The organism is Acidimicrobiales bacterium (assembly GCA_022452035.1).
GTDB lineage: Bacteria > Actinomycetota > Acidimicrobiia > Acidimicrobiales > MedAcidi-G1 > UBA9410.
The window spans coordinates 15,261-31,695 of sequence record JAKURV010000016.1; the positions used below are offsets into that span (position 1 = coordinate 15,261).

18 protein-coding genes are annotated in these 16,435 nt (G+C 66.5%); 9 read left to right on the forward strand and 9 right to left on the reverse strand.

The features are described 5' to 3' along the window. Position 1: 1 nt before the first annotated feature. The 4 genes from MK181_07020 to MK181_07035 all read left to right on the forward strand — a co-directional run bounded on the left by MK181_07020 (position 2) and on the right by MK181_07035 (position 6,232). Positions 2–1,225 carry a zinc-binding dehydrogenase gene (locus MK181_07020; protein ID MCH2419550.1) on the forward strand — a complete coding sequence of 408 codons (1,224 nt, stop codon included), beginning with the start codon at positions 2–4 and terminating at the stop codon, positions 1,223–1,225. After that, complete coding sequence (locus MK181_07025) at positions 1,222–2,838, forward strand: nickel-dependent lactate racemase (protein MCH2419551.1); 1,617 nt, start codon at positions 1,222–1,224, stop codon at positions 2,836–2,838. Before MK181_07020 ends, MK181_07025 begins: the two co-directional genes overlap by 4 nt. 13 nt (positions 2,839–2,851) lie before the next feature. Next, on the forward strand, positions 2,852–3,772 hold the full coding sequence (locus MK181_07030) for a 1-acyl-sn-glycerol-3-phosphate acyltransferase (protein MCH2419552.1): 921 nt from the start codon (positions 2,852–2,854) through the stop codon (positions 3,770–3,772). A gap of 183 nt (positions 3,773–3,955) precedes the next feature. After that, positions 3,956–6,232 (forward strand): aconitate hydratase, encoded by a 2,277-nt coding sequence (locus MK181_07035; GenBank protein ID MCH2419553.1) that lies wholly within the window; start codon positions 3,956–3,958, stop codon positions 6,230–6,232. A 6-nt stretch (positions 6,233–6,238) separates the two neighbouring features. Here MK181_07035 and MK181_07040 read toward each other — a convergent pair whose 3' ends face one another. From MK181_07040 to MK181_07050, 3 genes are all read right to left on the reverse strand, one after another. After that, positions 6,239–6,868 (reverse strand): dimethylsulfonioproprionate lyase family protein, encoded by a 630-nt coding sequence (locus MK181_07040; GenBank protein MCH2419554.1) that lies wholly within the window; start codon positions 6,866–6,868, stop codon positions 6,239–6,241. Positions 6,869–6,909: 41 nt separating this feature from the next. Then, positions 6,910–7,113, reverse strand: a complete 204-nt coding sequence (locus tag MK181_07045) for a hypothetical protein (protein MCH2419555.1) — start codon at positions 7,111–7,113, stop codon at positions 6,910–6,912. A gap of 393 nt (positions 7,114–7,506) precedes the next feature. Then, positions 7,507–7,935, reverse strand: a complete 429-nt coding sequence (locus tag MK181_07050) for a ribonuclease HI (protein ID MCH2419556.1) — start codon at positions 7,933–7,935, stop codon at positions 7,507–7,509. A gap of 306 nt (positions 7,936–8,241) precedes the next feature. On the opposite strand from MK181_07050, the gene MK181_07055 reads away from it, so the two are divergent. Continuing rightward, entirely contained in the window at positions 8,242–8,826 is a 585-nt protein-coding gene (locus tag MK181_07055; protein ID MCH2419557.1) for a Fe-S cluster assembly protein HesB, read from the forward strand. Between the two features lie 12 nt (positions 8,827–8,838). Here MK181_07055 and MK181_07060 read toward each other — a convergent pair whose 3' ends face one another. From MK181_07060 to MK181_07070, 3 genes are all read right to left on the reverse strand, one after another. Beyond that, positions 8,839–9,786: a GDP-L-fucose synthase gene (locus tag MK181_07060; GenBank protein ID MCH2419558.1), complete on the reverse strand. Its 948-nt coding sequence runs from the start codon at positions 9,784–9,786 to the stop codon at positions 8,839–8,841. Positions 9,787–9,798: 12 nt separating this feature from the next. Next, positions 9,799–10,263, reverse strand: a complete 465-nt coding sequence (locus tag MK181_07065; protein ID MCH2419559.1) for a hypothetical protein — start codon at positions 10,261–10,263, stop codon at positions 9,799–9,801. A 99-nt stretch (positions 10,264–10,362) separates the two neighbouring features. After that, positions 10,363–11,478, reverse strand: a complete 1,116-nt coding sequence (locus tag MK181_07070; GenBank protein MCH2419560.1) for an acyl-CoA/acyl-ACP dehydrogenase — start codon at positions 11,476–11,478, stop codon at positions 10,363–10,365. 171 nt (positions 11,479–11,649) lie between these two features. On the opposite strand from MK181_07070, the gene MK181_07075 reads away from it, so the two are divergent. The 4 genes from MK181_07075 (at position 11,650) to MK181_07090 (ending at position 14,911) form a co-directional block, all read left to right on the forward strand. Then, entirely contained in the window at positions 11,650–12,348 is a 699-nt protein-coding gene (locus MK181_07075) for an MBL fold metallo-hydrolase (GenBank protein MCH2419561.1), read from the forward strand. A gap of 89 nt (positions 12,349–12,437) precedes the next feature. Then, entirely contained in the window at positions 12,438–13,172 is a 735-nt protein-coding gene (gene sufC / locus MK181_07080) for a Fe-S cluster assembly ATPase SufC (GenBank protein MCH2419562.1), read from the forward strand. A 14-nt stretch (positions 13,173–13,186) separates the two neighbouring features. Further along, positions 13,187–14,428 carry a SufS family cysteine desulfurase gene (locus MK181_07085; GenBank protein MCH2419563.1) on the forward strand — a complete coding sequence of 414 codons (1,242 nt, stop codon included), beginning with the start codon at positions 13,187–13,189 and terminating at the stop codon, positions 14,426–14,428. 12 nt (positions 14,429–14,440) lie between these two features. Then, complete coding sequence (locus MK181_07090) at positions 14,441–14,911, forward strand: SUF system NifU family Fe-S cluster assembly protein (GenBank protein MCH2419564.1); 471 nt, start codon at positions 14,441–14,443, stop codon at positions 14,909–14,911. 124 nt (positions 14,912–15,035) lie between these two features. On the opposite strand, the gene MK181_07095 is transcribed toward MK181_07090, so the two are convergent. Genes MK181_07095 through MK181_07105 form a run of 3 tightly spaced genes read right to left on the reverse strand, consistent with a single transcriptional unit; the run spans position 15,036 to position 16,428 of the window. Further along, a complete protein-coding gene (locus tag MK181_07095) occupies positions 15,036–15,323 on the reverse strand; it encodes a 4a-hydroxytetrahydrobiopterin dehydratase (GenBank protein ID MCH2419565.1) in 288 nt (95 codons plus the stop codon). Positions 15,324–15,346: 23 nt separating this feature from the next. Next, the gene (gene sufC, locus MK181_07100; protein ID MCH2419566.1) at positions 15,347–16,165 is read right to left on the reverse strand and encodes a Fe-S cluster assembly ATPase SufC; all 819 of its coding nucleotides are present in this window, start codon (positions 16,163–16,165) and stop codon (positions 15,347–15,349) included. After that, on the reverse strand, positions 16,162–16,428 hold the full coding sequence (locus MK181_07105; GenBank protein MCH2419567.1) for a Rieske 2Fe-2S domain-containing protein: 267 nt from the start codon (positions 16,426–16,428) through the stop codon (positions 16,162–16,164). The genes sufC (MK181_07100) and MK181_07105 overlap by 4 nt, the downstream gene beginning before the upstream one ends. Between the last annotated feature and the right edge of the window lie 7 nt (positions 16,429–16,435).

The following is a 16,435-nucleotide window of genomic DNA, read 5'->3' on the forward strand; positions in this document are numbered from 1 at the left end:
GGTGAAGGCCCTGCAGTTCCGCCGTAATCTGCCCCGCTACGCGGCGGCCCGTATCGCCGGGGGGTTTGTGCCCGGTCGCGGCGCCTCAGCCGGCCCGCTGAGCCTCGTCGACATGGACCCGCCCACCCCGCCGGGACCCGATTGGGTGACGGTCCGACCCCGCCTGTCTGGGATCTGCGGCTCTGATCTGGCCACCGTGGACGGTCGCTCGGCCCGCTACTTCGAGCCCCTGGTGTCCTTTCCATTCGTCCCCGGACACGAGGTGGTCGGCGACCTGGACGACGGCTCCCGGGTGGTCCTCGAGCCAGTTCTAGGCTGCGTGAGCCGCAACCTGGAGCCGGCCTGTCCGCCGTGCGCCGACGGCCACCTCGGTAACTGCCAGCACACCCCGTTTGGAGACCTAGAGCCGGGCATCCAGACCGGCTCGTGCCACGACACGGGCGGTGGCTGGGCCACCGCGTTCACCGCCCACCCCTCCCAACTCCACCGGGTTCCCGACGACCTCGATGACTCAGCGGCCGTAATGGTCGAACCCACAGCGTGTGGTATTCACGCCGCCTTGGCCGCCCAGGTGCCCGACAACGGCGTGGTGGTCGTCCTCGGGACGGGAACCCTTGGCCAGGTCTCGCTGGCCGCCCTTCGGGCTCATGCCGCGCCCCGGACTATTTTGGCCACCGCTCGCTATCCCGAACAGCGCCGGATGGCAGCCGTGCTGGGAGCTGACCTAGTGGTCGCTCCCGACGAGGTCCGGCGGGCCGTCCGAAGGGCCACCGGCAGCCGGGCCATCGGCGCCCCGGCCGTCGGCGAAGCCTCCGAGGGATTCGTGGACCGCCTCACTGGCGGCGCCGACGTGGTCTTGGACTGCGTCGGCTCGTCGTCCAGCCTGACCGATGCCCTGGCCATCGTCCGCCCCCGGGGTCGCATCGTCTTGGTCGGTATGCCGTCCGAGATCACCCTGGAACTCACCCCCTTGTGGCACCGGGAGATTGAGTTGGTCGGTGCCTACACCTACGGCACCGAATCCCTAGCCAACGGCACCACGCGTCGCACCTTCGACCTGGCCACTGACCTGGTCCGCGACGCCGATCTGGGCCGCCTCGTGACCGCCACCTACCCTCTATCCCGCTACCGCGAGGCCCTCGAACACGCCGCAGCGGCCGGCCGACGGGGAGCCACCAAGATCGCCTTCGACCTCCGAGACGAGAAGGAGCGCAACGCCCTGTGAGCAACGGACGCCACCTCGCACCCCGACCCGGCTTCGTCCTCGACGTGGACCGCAACAGCCCGCCCATCGTGTTCCACCACGGGGAGGGCTTCCGCCTGGAGAAGCTCCCAGCCGGCCGCTCCCGGGTGATCTACCCAGCCGAGCCTCTCGAGGGTCTGACCGATCCCGATGGCGCTATCCGGCACGCCCTCGACAATCCGATCGGCGATTCGGAGCCCCTCCGGGCCCTGCTTCACGCCGACATGAAACTGACTATCGCCTTTGACGACATCTCACTCCCCCTGCCTCCCATGCGCCGCCCAGACATCCGCCAGCGGGTCATCGAGGCCGTGCTGGACCTTGCCGCCGAGGCCGGCGTGGATGACGTCCATCTGATCGCTGCCCTGGCCATTCACCGGCGGATGACCGAGGACGAGCTGCGCCACGCAGTGGGCGATCGGGTATATGACGCCTTCGCCCCTGACGGCCGCCTCTACAACCACGACGCCGAAGATCCGGACGGCATGGTTGTGCTGGGTGAAACCCCGCACGGCGAAGACGTGCAGTTCAGCCGGCGGGCCGCAGAGAGCGACCTGGTGGTCTACGTCAACATCAATCTGGTGGCCATGGACGGAGGCCACAAGAGCACGGCCACTGGCTTGTCCGGCTACACGGGCCTACGTCACCACCACAACGTCCACACCATGCAGGAATCCCGATCGTTTATGGACCAGGAGAACTCGGCACTGCACGCCTCCAACTGGCGGATGGGCAAGGTCATCCGGGACGCCGGAGTGAAGATCTTCCAGATCGAGACCACGGTCAACAACGACACCTTCGGTCGCGAGGGCCCCCTGGCCCTGCTCCAGAAGCGAGAGTGGGAGTGGTCGACCCGGGACCGCATGCAGTTCCTGGCCATGAAGGCAGGCCTGGACGTGATGCCGTCGTCGGCCAAGCGGAAGGTCTTCTCATCCTGGCAGGCTCCGTACGCCCTCACGTCGGTACAGGCCGGCGAGGTGGAGGCGGTACACGAGGTCACTACAGCCAACGTCTACCGCCAGCATCTCGTTCCAGTGGAGGGCCAGACCGATGTCTTGACCATGGGGCTCCCCTACATCTGTCCCTACAACGTCAACTCGATCATGAACCCGATCCTGGTCATGTGTCTGGGCCTTGGGTACTTCTTCAACCTGTACCGAGGCCGGCCGCTGGTCCGGGAAGGCGGCGTCCTCATAATGAGCCACCCCACCCCGTGGGAGTTTCATCCCGTCCACCACCCCAGCTACATCGACTTCTTTGAGCAGGTGCTAGCCGACACCACCGACCCGGTCGAGATTGAGCGCAAGTACGAGAAGCAGTTCGCCGAGGACGAGTGGTACATCCACCTGTACCGGAACTCCTACGCCTACCACGGTGTCCACCCCTTCTACATGTGGTACTGGGGCAGCCACGCCCTTCAACACCTCGGACGGGTGGTCGTAGTGGGCGGCGATCCGGCCGCAGTGCGCAGGATGGGCTTCCAGGCGGCCTCCACCCTGCAGGACGCCCTGGAAATGGCCTCCGACGTAGTCGGCCCACAGCCCACAGTCACCCACATCAAGAACCCGCCAATCCTGATGGCCGACGTCAGCTGAGCCGATGGGACAAGTGAGCCTCCGGGTGGCCAAGGCCCGGGCCATGGTCGGGCGCTTCGGCTTCCCGTGGCAGGCAGCGCCAGTTCCCACTGGTGTCGCCCCAGTACCCTCCACCCGGCAACTGGGTGCCGACTACGACACCGCCTGGGCCCGCCGGTACCCGGCCCGCCTGGCTAGGGCCGCTCTCGTCGAGGGGGTGATGCGACCCACCATGTCAGCCATCGCCTCGCCCAACCGCCGGGGCCTGGACCGGCTCGACGACCTAGACGGGCCCGTGGTCTTCGTGGCCAACCACCACAGCCATGCCGACACGCCCCTGCTGCTCACCTCGATCCCCGAACCATGGCGCCACCGTGTAGTGGTCGGTGCGGCAGCTGACTACTTTTTTGGAAACCGGCTCAGCGGCGCCGTCTCGGCGTTAGCCATCGGTGCCGTGCCGATCGAGCGGACCAGGGTGGGCCGCCGGTCCGCCGACATGGCCCGCGATCTGATCGACGACGGGTGGAGCGTGCTGCTCTACCCAGAGGGCGGACGCAGCCCAGACGGGTGGGGACAGGAGTTCCGTGGCGGTGCTGCCTTCCTTGCCATCCGTTGCAAGGTCCCGGTAGTTCCGATCCACCTCCAGGGCACGGGGCGGATTTTACGTAAGGGCCGAACCCTGCCCCGACCGTCGCGGACCACGGTCACTTTCGGCGACCCGGTGCGAGCCAACGACGAAGAGAATGCCCGCGCCTTCGCGGTCCGGCTCCAAGCCGCAGTGGCCGCCCTCGGCGACGAGGCCTCTTCAGACTGGTGGCAGGCGCGCCGCCGGGCCCACGCCGGTACCTCACCTGGGCTCACCGGACCGGCCATCGGGGCCTGGCGCCGCGCCTGGGTGCTCGGTGACCGAAACCGAGGAATCGGCAGGAAACGCCCCCGATGGCCGGAACTCTGAGCTCAAAAGTCCACAATTCTGCATTCCAGCTCGAACTTCTATATTTCTTTAACCTCTCGCCCAAAGCCCGGGCCGAGTGAGTCCAGTAGTTTCCGAAATATTGACGGAATCGCGGCCAACGTCGGCCTTGCGTCCCCCGGATCCCACTATCCCGCCTACCAAACAAGACCAGCGAGATCAAAGATGGCCGTCGCCGCCTCCACCCCTATTGAACTAATCCAGGGCGTGTACGCCACTCTTGACGAGCGTCTGGAGGTCGGCCGTCGTCGCATGGGAGGCCCGCTGACCCTGGCCGAGAAGATTCTGGTCAACCACCTGGACGACCCGGAGGACGCCGCCCTGGAGCGGGGCGTGTCGTACGTGGACCTACGGCCCGACCGGGTAGCCATGCAGGACGCCACGGCCCAGATGGCATGGTTGCAGTTCATGACCGCCGGCCTCGATGAGGTCCAGGCCCCGACAACCACCCACTGCGACCACCTCATCCAGGCCCGCGACGACGGCAAGAGGGACCTTGCGGCCGCCGTGGACGGTAACCGCGAGGTCTACAACTTCTTGTCCTCGGTGTCTGCGCGCTACGGCGCTGGGTTCTGGAAGCCCGGCTCCGGGATCATCCACCAGGTGGTACTGGAGCAGTACGCCTTCCCCGGTGGAATGATGATCGGCACCGACAGCCACACCCCGAACGCCGGCGGACTAGGCATGGTGGCCGTCGGGGTGGGTGGCGCCGACGCCGTCGACGTGATGACCGGATTCCCGTGGAACGTGCGTTGGCCGAAGCTCATCGGCGTCCACCTGACCGGCCACCTGGACGGCTGGGCGGCCCCCAAGGACGTCATCTTGAAGGTAGCCGACATCCTCACCGTTACGGGCGGTACGGGTGCCATCGTGGAGTACTTCGGTCCCGGCGCCCGCAGCCTGTCGGCCACCGGCAAGGGCACCATCTGCAATATGGGCGCCGAGATCGGTGCCACCACCTCTTTATTCGCCTACGACGACGCCATGTCCCGCTATCTAAAGAGCACCGGCCGCGAGGCGGTGGCCGACGCGGCCGACACCGTGGCCCATCACCTACGGGCCGACGACGAGATCGAAGCCAACCCGGGGGCCTTCTTCGACCAGGTCATCGAGATCGACCTGTCGACCCTGTCGCCCCATATCAACGGACCCCACACCCCCGACCTAGCCCGCCCGGTGGCCGAACTGGGTGCCGAAGCCGAACGAGAGGGCTGGCCGATGGTCGTCAGCGCCGGACTGATCGGCTCGTGCACCAACTCGTCCTACGAGGACATCACCCGGGCAGCCAGCATCGCCCGGGACGCCGTAGCTAAGGGGTTGACCGCTAAGGCGCCCCTGTTGGTCACCCCCGGGTCCGAACAGGTCCGGGCCACCATCGAACGCGACGGGCTGCTGGCCGACTTCGAGGCCCTCGGCGCCCGGGTGCTGGCCAACGCCTGCGGCCCATGCATCGGGCAGTGGGACCGCCAGGACATGGAGGACGGCGTCCCCAATTCCATCGTCACCAGTTACAACCGGAACTTCCCGAAGCGCAACGATGGCTACGCCACCACGCATGCCTTTGTGACATCACCGGAGACGGTCATCGCCCTGACCATCGCCGGTCGCCTCGACTTCGACCCGGCTTCCGACACCCTCACCAACGAGGCCGGTGAGGAGGTCCGCCTAGCTGTCGGCGCCGGTGAGGAGCTCCCAGCTGCCGGGTTCGAGCCCGGCGAAGAGACCTTCCAGGCACCGCCGCAAGACGGCTCGTCAGTCGAGGTTTCCATCTCGCCGACCAGCGACCGATTGCAGTTGCTCACTCCGTTCCCAGCCTGGGACGGCGCCGACCTGACCGACCTGATGGTTCTGGTCAAGGCCCGAGACAAGTGCACCACCGACCACATCTCGATGGCCGGACCGTGGCTGCGGTACCGAGGCCACCTGGAGAACATCTCGGGCAACGTCTACATGGGGGTCGTGAACGCCTTTACCGGCGAGGTGGGCACTGGCTGGGACGCCACTGACGGTGGGACCCGCCCCTATCCGGAGATCGCCCGCCGCTACCACGAGGCCGGCATCGGCTGGGTGGCTATCGGCGACGAGAACATGGGCGAGGGTTCGTCGCGGGAACATGCTGCCATGGAGCCCCGGTTCCGTGGGGCAAAAGCGGTCATCGCCCGGTCGTTCGCCCGGATCCACGAGACCAACCTAAAGAAGCAGGGGATCCTGCCGCTGACCTTCGCTGACCGGGACGACTATGACCGGATCGGTCCCGAGGACCGCGTCTCGGTGGTCGGCCTGGACAGCCTTGCCCCCAACACGCCGGTTGAGGTCGTCATCACCTCGCCGGACGGCACCACAACCAGCATCACCACCAACCACACCTACTCCGCCAACCAGATCGAGTGGTTCAAGGCGGGCAGTGCCCTGAACCTGATCCGCCAACGCACCGACTCCTGATCTAGGTCAGGACCCCTCAGGTACCAGACGGGCGTTTACAACAACGTCACCGGTCCAAGCCCACGAGAGAACGCACGTAGCGTCGCCGAACCTCTGGGCATGGTGCTCCCACGGGTCATGGTGCACCGACTCCCCGACCACCTTCGGCTCCCACGGACCGTCGTCGCGCTGGAACATGGCGGATCCGTGCAATAGGTGGTACGTCTCCTCGGCCGGGTGCTCGTGTCGCGGGTAGTGCAGGCCGGCTCCCCACACGCCCAGCCCCGCGGTGACCACGCTGGACTCGACCAGCCCACCGGGACCGATCACCCGCACATAGCCGTAGTTGTCCAGGAAGTGTTGCGACAACGTCGCCACGTATTCAGCGGTCTGGACCCAGTGAAGGGTCGGCGCCGCTGCTGCGAACGTCCGTAGCACCGGTCCTACGCCCGGAACGTCACTCTCCGGGTCGACATCGGCCAGAAGCCGAGCCACCGGCAGGACCACCGGTTCGTTTACAACTACTTCGACGGCGTCTAAGGCAGCAGTTAGCAGACTCCCCACCTCGGACAGCATGGGGTACCGCTCGGCGTCAGGATGTCCGGCGTAGAACCCGGCCAGGGCGGCGACGAGGTCCCCTCGCAGGTCGGAGCTCACGGACTCTCGGTTCTGAGGACCAATCTGGCAGTTCGCCGATGTCAAAACGACCGGAGTCGATATCCGCGATTACGGGCCTCGGCCAGGGTGTCGGGCCCGAAGCACAGGAACCGCTCGCTGGCCATCAACTCGTCGAGCACGATGGCCAGGGCCTCCTCGTCATTCACCTGGTCCAGGTCGTAGACCTGCTGGGTACGTTTATCCCCGACGAAGCGGTGGTGGGCGAAGGCCGACGGTCGATCCATGGCCGCCGACGCTAGCCCGTCCCCCTTCAGGCACTACCCACTGCTGAAGAGGAAACGAGACGGGGGCGCGCCCGCCAAGGCACGCCCCCGTCATCTTGATCGTCTGGAATTCCCGGGGCGACCGTTCATGCCGGCAGGGACCAGTGCCGGCGGTCAGGTCCCGGGGGTGGATCGGCGTGGTTTCGCCGGGTGGTCCAGCGCCGCTCAGCGGCCGCCCACCTCCGAAGTCCCACATCTACTGCTGCTGATCTGGACCACCTCCTCTCCTCGGTAAGGCCGACCCTACGCTCCGTGGCAGGGCCTCGTCGAAAACCCCGACACCGGAAAGTACGGCTCCGTACTAGGTCGCTTTAGTGGAGTGGTTGACCTACTGAGTTGGCCGAAACCCAGCCGTCAGCCGGAACGGGGCTCCTGGCGTTCGGCAGCCTGCACAGCCAACCGGTCCGCCTCGTCGTTCCACCGGTCACCCGAGTGACCCTTCACCCAGCGAAAGCCCACGTCGCCACGCGACCGGACCGCCTCGATGAGCGGCTCCCAGAGGTCGCGGTTAGCCACCGGTTCCCTTTTGGCGTTGAGCCATCCCGTCCGGAGCCACTTCTCCCACCAGGCGTCCCGGAAGCAGTGCACGACGTAGGTGGAATCGCTGACCACCAGCAGTGGACCGTCAAAAGCCCGGACCGCTTCCATGGTGGCCGTTAACTCCATCCTCTGGTTGGTGGTCCGGGCGTCGCAGCCGGCAGCGAATGGGCCGTCAGGCACCACCCAGGCCCACCCGCCGGGCCCCGGGTTCCCCGAGCAGGCACCGTCTGTGAAAACGACCATCGGGTCTCTGGTCGGGGTCGCCACACCGTCGGGGGGATCAAAGAGGCGACCTACACCATTAGGGGACATGGTCGGCGACCCTACGGCCATCACCGGCCCGACCGGTGGAACCGGAATCGGGTCAAAGGCGGACCGTCACGTCCTGGCCAGTCCATGGAACGGGCCAGGGAGCTCAACGTGGGCAACACCTCACCCATCTAGACACCTAGGTCGACAACCTGGGACATCACGACAACATCTCCGCCCCCGGATGCACCGTCGCCGATCAACCACGGATTGTTGATCCCCCACCGCTAGGTTCGGACCATGCCCTCCCAGACCGGTTCCCTAGCCGTCACCGGCGACCCTGCCGCCGACCGTCTGCTGAACACCGACCCGCTAGCCCTGCTGGTCGGCATGCTGCTCGACCAGCAGGTACCCATGGAATGGGCCTTCCGGGGGCCGGCCACCCTGGTCAACCGGCTTGGTGGCCTGGACGCTGGCACCGTCGCCGACATGGACCCCGAGGCCTTCTTGGAGGCCTGCCGGACTAAGCCGGCCATCCACCGCTTCCCCAGGTCTATGGCTGGCCGTATCCAGGACCTGTGCCGCCACCTGGTGGATCACCACGGCGGTGACGCAGCCGACATTTGGCTGGGAGCGTCCGACGGGGCCGACCTGTCGCGCCGGCTGCGGGCCCTGCCCGGCTACGGCGCCGAAAAGACAATGATCTTCGTGGCCGTCCTGGCTAAGCGCATGGGTGTAGCCCCCGAGGGTTGGGAGGCGGCTGCCGGCCCGTTTGCCGACGACGTGCCCCGGTCGGTCGCAGACATCGACAGCCCCGAGGCCCTAGCCACCGTGCGGGCCTGGAAGAAGGCCCAGAAGGCGGCCGGGAAGTCCAAGCAGGACTAGCCGGGCCGGGGTTCAGGTTCGAACGGTGCCGTCCGCTAGGGCGGTCGTGAACCACTCGTAGGTAGAGGCCAAACCCTCAGCCAGCTCGGTAGACGCCGTCCATCCCAAATCGGTCAAGCGGGAGACGTCCAGCACCTTGCGGGGCATGCCGTCCGGCCTCGATACGTCGAAGGCCAGGTCGGCCCCCGGGTGCACCAGGTCGCGAACCGCCTCAGCCAAATCTCGGATGGTGAGATCCACCCCGGTCCCCACGTTCACGTGGCCAGCCTCCGAGTAGTGGTCCATGAGAAACAGGCAGGCGTCAGCTAGGTCGTCCACGTGGAGGAACTCCCGTCGGGCGTCGCCCGTGCCCCACACCCCGACCTCGGCCAGGCCGGCCTCCCGGGCCTCATGGAACCGCCGCATCAGGGCGGGCAGGACATGTCCGCCCTCCAGGTCGAAGTTGTCGCCCGGTCCGTACAGGTTGGTGGGCATAGCCGAGATGAAGTCGTCGCCATACTGGCGGCGGTAGGTCTCGCACAGCTTGATGCCAGCGATCTTGGCCAGGGCGTAGCCCTCGTTGGTGGGCTCCAGCGGCCCCCCCAGCAGCGCTTCCTCGGCAATCGGCTGGTTAGCCAAGCGGGGGTAGATGCAGGAACTCCCGAGATAGAGCAACTTCTCCACCCCGATCCGGTGGGCGGCCTGCACCACCGTGCCGTGGATCATCAGATTGTCGTAGAGGAACTCGGCTGGACGGGTGCTGTTGGCGTGGATGCCCCCAACCGTCCCGGCCACCAGGAACACGTATCTGGGTCGCTCCTCATCGAACCAAGCGTCCACCGCTGCCTGGTGGCGCAGATCCAGTGCCTCGCGGCCGACGGTTCTCACGTCGGTAAACCCATCGACTTCCAGCCGGCGGACCACCGCCGAGCCGACCAGGCCACGGTGTCCGGCCACAAAGACCGGGGCCTGTCGGTCGATCATGGGGCGACGCTAGCCCTGCGTGGCCGACGGGTCAGCCGGGTCACCGATAGCTCCCATGGCCGTCAGGTAGGTGCCCAACAGCTCGGCTGCCATGGCAGCCGAGACGGCATCCAGGGGGTCGTCTCCCCCTCCGGCCCGTGCCACCACGTGCTCCAGGGCGTTGTCCAGCGGGGCCACCACATCCGACGGGTCGTCGTCCAGAGCCCCGTCGCCCAGTTCCTGGCCGTGATCGGTGACCAGGCCTGCAGCGTCGAAGACCTCCAGATACCAACCGACAATGTTGATGACGTCGTCGCGGCTGAGCTGGCTGGCCGCCTCGGCTGGCAAGCGTTCGGCGATCCAGTCCACGGCGTCATCGACCTCCAGCACCACCGGCATGGCCGACTCCTCGAGGCGCCGGACGGCCGAGCCCACGGCGACCAGGGCGATGGCAGCCACCAGGACGGTGCCGAACGTGAGGAAAAGCCAGATCACGGCCTGATCATGCCAGCGGGCAGTGGTCCTCCGTCGGCAGCGTCCGGACGACAGTAAGAGGGTCCGGTGACTGGGGAAGGACCCCTGTGGGGTCCCGGCTCAGATACCGATGCGCTGGGCCAGCAACTCGCGATGATACGTCGGGTCACCGAACAGCAACTCGGAACTCTTGGCCCGTTTGAAGTAGAGGTGGGCAGGGTGCTCCCACGTGAAGCCGATACCTCCATGGATCTGAATGTTTTCAGCCGTGGTGTGGAAGTAGGCCTCGGAGCAATACGCCTTGGCCAGAGAGGCCACTGACGGCAGCTCGTCGTTTAGCTCAGCGGCACACCATCCCGCGTAGTAGGCGGCCGACTTGGCCGACTCCACCTCGAGCAGCATGTCGGCGCACTTGTGCTTGATGGCCTGGAAACTGCCGATGGGGCGGCCGAACTGCACCCGGTCCTTGGCGTACTGCACCGCGGTGTCCAGACAGACCTGGGCACCGCCGACCTGCTCGGCGGCTAGGGCCACCGCGGCGAGGTCCAGTACCCGCTCCAGGACGGCCCATCCACCGCCCTCGGTGCCGACCAGGGCGGCTGACACGCCGTCGAACTCGAGGCGAGCCTGCTTGCGGGTCATGTCCATGGTGGCCAAGGCGGTGCGGGTGAGGCCATCAGCGTCCCCGTCCACCCGGAATAGCGACACGCCACCCGGGGTGCGGGCAGCCACCAGCACCAGATCGGCGATGTGGCCGTCCAGCACGTACATCTTGGTGCCGGTAAGGGTCCAGCCGTCTCCGTCGGCAGTGGCCTCCATGGCGATGCCGGCCTCGTCCCACTTCCCGCTCTCCTCGGTGAAGGCCAGTGTTGCGATGGTGGACCCCGAGGCGATGCCAGGCAGCAGGTCGGCCCGGGCGTCGTCGTCGCCTGAGTGGATGAGCGTGTTGGCGGCCAACACCACGGTGGAGAAGAACGGAGCGCACAGCAGTGCACGGCCCATCTCCTCCATGACCACGATGAGTTCCACGTAGCCGTAGCCCTGTCCACCGTGCTCCTCGGGGATAATCAGGCTCTGCAGACCCAACTGCTCGGCCATCATCGACCAGGTTTCGGCGTCGTAGCCGTCCTCGGTCTCCATGAGTTCACGGACGGTGGCCTCCGCGGAGTAGTTGTCCAGGAACTGGCGCACGAACTCACGCAACTGGTCCTGTTCCTCGCTGAAGGCGAAGTTCATCTGCGTTCTCCCCGCTTGGGACCCGGCTGAATTGACGGCGGAACGACGCCGTCGACGGCACGGTTCTACCAGCCGTCATCCATGGCGGCGACATCGGGCGGTAGCCCACCAACCGTCCGGACCTAAGCCCAGAGGTGGCCCCTCGACGTATCCAGGCGCCAAGATGTCACCGTGAGCGATACCCCCTCCCCGACCCGTCCGACCTCCCCCCACGCCGGTCCCTGTCATCACGTCGACCACCCGCGGCCGGCCGTCCCCGGGGTGTCGCTCCACTGGTGTGACGAACAGGCCGAGATCCACCGAATCGTGGTGGGTGACTTCGACAACAACGTCTTCATCCTCCGGTGTCGCCAGACCGGCGAATCGGTGCTGATCGACGCGGCCAACGAGCACGACAAGCTGCTCGAACTGTGCCGGGCCCTCGACGTCCGGTCCGTGTTGGAGACCCACGGCCACTTCGACCACATCCAGGCTGTTCCGGCCGTCCGGGAAGCCGGCTACCGGGTGGCGGTCACTGCCGACGACGCGGCCATGCTCCCCAGCTACGACGACGTCCTGGAGGACGAGATGGTCCTGCAGGTGGGTCGCCTCCGGCTCCATACCATCTGCACGCCGGGACATACCCCGGGGTCCATCTGCTTCCGGTTGGAGGGGTCGCCCATCCTGTTCTCTGGCGACACACTGTTCCCCGGAGGTCCGGGCGCCACCTCGTTTGAGGGCGGGAGCTTCGACGCCATCATCGAGTCCATCGACCGCCGTCTTTTCGCCTCGCTCCCGCTGGACACCATCGTCCTGCCTGGCCACGGTCTGGACACCACGATCGGCAGCGAGCGACCCTGCCTGGACGAGTGGGTGACCCGAGGCTGGTGAACCGGGCCCGGATTTCCCCTATCGCCATAGTGGTAATCCCGCCCGGTCCATAGACTTGAAGCGTGTCCGACACCCGCGGCTCTGAGCCAATATTCGAGGTCACCGACCTCCACGCCTCGACCACCGACGGTGTCGAGATCCTCCGCGGCGTCGACCTAGTGGTCCACCCCGGTGAGATCCACGCTCTCATGGGTCCTAACGGTTCCGGCAAATCCACCCTGGCCTCCGTGCTGCTGGGCAGCCCTGAATACGAGGTCACCTCCGGGTCAGTCCGGTTCCGGGGTGACGAAATCACCGACTGGTCACCCGACGTGCGGGGCAAGGCCGGCATCTTCCTGGCCTTCCAATATCCGCTGGAGATCGCCGGAGTCTCGGTCATCAACTTCCTGCGCCAGGCCCTGTCGGCTCGGAAGGGCCTGGACCTCTCGGTTCTGGAACTGCGGTTGTCGATCATGGACTGGATGGATCGCCTCGGCATGGACCCGTCGTTCGCCGACCGGTACGTCAACGAGGGCTTCTCCGGCGGCGAGAAGAAGCGCAACGAGATCCTCCAGATGGCCATCCTGGAACCCGAGATGGCCATTCTTGACGAGACCGACTCTGGCCTAGACATTGACGCTCTGCGCGTGGTGGCTGACGGCGTCAATGAGGTCCGGAACGACCGGACCGGGATGGGTGTGCTGGCCATCACCCACTACCAACGCCTGCTCGACCTCCTGCGCCCCGACGTGGTCCATATCCTGATTGACGGCCAGATCGTGGAGCGGGGGGATTCGGAGATCGCCGAGCGGCTCGAGCGTGAGGGCTACGAGGCCTTCCGGTAGGTCGGAGTGGATCGATGACCACCACCACCCTCGACGTTGCCGCCATCAAGGCCGATTTCCCGCTGTTAGGACGTGAGGTGCACGGGTGCCCCATCGTCTATCTGGACTCGGCGGCCACCTCCCAGAAGCCCCGTCAGGTGCTGAATGCCCTGAACCGGTACTACGAGGAGATCAACGCCAACATCCATCGCGGCGCCTACCACATTGCCGAACAGGCCACGACGGCCGTTGAAGACTCTCGAGCCGCCCTGGCTCGTTTCGTGGGTGCCCCGGAGACCACTGAGATCGTCTTCGCCAAGAACGCCACCGAAGCCATCAACCTGGTGGCCCACTCGTGGGGCCGGACCAACCTGGGCTCGGGTGACGTCGTGCTGCTCACCGCGATGGAACACCACGCCAACATTGTGCCGTGGCAACAGCTGGCTGCTGAGCGGGGCATCGAGGTGCGGTGGATCCCGGTGGGCGATGACGGGAACCTCGACCTCTCGGACCTGGACCGCCTGCTGGACGGTGTCCGCCTGGTCGCAGTTTCGGCCGCCTCCAACGTGCTGGGTACTCTGCCCCCGATCCGCCGGATCGCCGACGCCGCCCACGGCGTTGGCGCCCTATGCCTGGTCGACGCCAGCCAGTGGGTTCCCCACCAGCCCACCGACGTCGCCGCCTGGGACTGCGACTTCGTGGTCTTCACCGGTCACAAAATGTGCGGCCCCACCGGGGTCGGCGTGCTGTGGGGGCGTAGCGACCTGCTGGACGCAATGCCACCCTTCCTGGGCGGCGGCTCAATGATCCGTAACGTCACCTTCGATGGCTTCACTCCGGCCGAGGTGCCGGCCCGCTTCGAAGCCGGAACCCAGCCCATCGCCGAGATCATCGGCCTGCATGCCGCTGTGGAATACCTGGAGGCCATCGGGATGGAGGCCATCCGTGATCACGAGCGGGACCTCACGGCCTACGCATTGCGCACTCTCTCCGAGCGCCTCGGCGAGGACTTGGTCATCCACGGCCCCGATACAGCCGAGGGTCGGGGAGGCACACTGTCGCTGGCCTACCGGGACATCCATCCCCACGACCTCAGTCAGGTTCTCGACCAGCACGGCGTTTGCGTGAGGGCTGGCCACCACTGTGCCAAGCCCCTCATGGCCGTCCTGGGCGTGAACGCCACGGCCCGGGCCTCTCTCTACCTTTACAACGACGAAGCCGACGTGGACGCGCTGGCCGACGCGCTGGTAGACGCCGGCGACTTCTTCGCTTTCTAGGAGGACCAGACCGTGGCCGGACTTGAAGACCTCTACCGCGAGATCATCCTCGACCACTACCGCAATCCCCGGAACCGGGGGGAATTGGAGACCCCACCGGCCAAAGTGGCCGAGGGGTACAACCCGCTGTGCGGCGACGAGATCCAGGTCTACCTGATGGTCACCGACGGAGTGATCTCCGACATCCGGATCGGCGGGCAGGGCTGTTCTATCAGCCAATCCTCGGCCTCGATGATGACCACGGCGGTGGTCGGCCTGACCCCTGGCGAGGCCCGCGAAGTGCTGCGCTCCTTCAAGGAGATGATGTCAATCCACGAGCACGGCCTGGATGGCGAGGCCGGCCCATCCGACCAGGGTCCGGGCCCGTCCGACCTAGGCGACCTGGAGGCCCTCCGGGGCGTAGTGAAGTTCCCGGTACGTATCAAGTGCGCCACTTTGGGGTGGAACACCCTGGACCAGGCACTGGAGCAAATCGACGCCTGACCGTAGACCGCTGACCATCTCTTATTGGCCGCACTCTGCTCGTCGTCAGGTGGGCTAACCGCCGATCGGCTCTGGCGGATTGACGGAGAGGTCTCCGCCGAAGCCCGGCCCTAGGATCTCGACCTCAGAGAAGCGCGTCGACCGCCTCGGCGAAGGCCAGGTCAAGGCGTGTCAGGCCGCCGCTGCTGTGGGTGGTCACGGCGATCTCTACACGGTTCCACGAGTTGCACCAGTCGGGATGATGTTGGAGCGCCTCGGCAATATCGGCCACCTGGGCCATGAAGGCGAAGGCCTCGGCGAAGTCGGTAAACGCCCAGGAGCATCGGAGATGGTCGCCGTCCACCTGCCAGCCAGGCAGCCGGGTCGCCAGGTCGGCCCGCTCGTCGTTGGTGAGGAGAGTCCGGTCGGTCACGGTTAGAGCCTCGGTCGGTTCAGTCAGGCCAGCGGATCAGCGAAAGGGTCGTCGCCGAACCCCGCCTGGTGGGTGATGCCGACCGGCAGGTCAACCAGCGTCCCGGTCTCGCCCAGCACTCCGACGTAGCCCTCAGCTTCTAGTCGCTCGGCCAGCTCGGGTCCGCCACTGGCGTGGATCCGGCCCCGAGCCAGGACGTGAACCCGGTCGGGCTCCAGCACCTCCAGCAGCCGGCTGAAGTGGGTGATGGCCAGTACTCCCAGACCATCCTCGTCGGTGGCCTCCTGGATCCGCCGGGACACAGTGGTCAGAGCGTCCACGTCGAGACCCGAGTCGATCTCGTCCAGCACGGCGTACTTCGGTCTGAGCGCCCCCATCATCAGGGCCTCGTTTCGCTTTTTCTCACCGCCAGAGAGATCCACGTTGACCGGCCGGGCCAGGAATCGATCGTCAAAGCCGATGCGGGTCGCCTCGGCGACCAGAACTTCGTTGACTCCCTCGGTGCTGCGGCCAGCGGCCCGCGCCGACTCGGTCACCACCGACTCCAAGCTCACCCCAGGCACTTCAGTTGGGTGCTGGAGGGCTAGAAACAGCCCAGCCCGGGCCCGTTCCCATGTGGGTAGACCCAGTAGGTCGACCCCGTCCAGGGTCACCGACCCTTCGGTCACCTCGTATCCCGGCCGGCCCATCAGGACGTGGGACAGGGTCGACTTGCCCGAACCGTTGGGTCCCATCACGGCGTGGACCTCACCCGGGCGGATCTCCAGGTCAATCCCGTGGAGGATCTCGGTTTCGCCCACCCGGGCCGACAGCCCCTCGATCCGCAACACCCGCTTGCTCACTGCCTGAGCTCCGGGGCCAACTCGACCAGGACGTCATCACCGTCGATCACGGCCGAATGGACGGCTACCGGCTTGAGGGCGGGCAGCGTCAGGGCCTCCCCTGTCTCCAGGTCGAACAGGCTGCCGTGCTTCCAGCACTCGAGCGCACACTCCTCGGCGTCTACCTCACCCTCGGCTAGGGACACCTCGGCGTGGCTGCACGTGTCGTCAATGGCGTGTACCCGGGCGGCAAGGCGCACAAGAGCTACCGGCCGGCCGTCCACGATGACG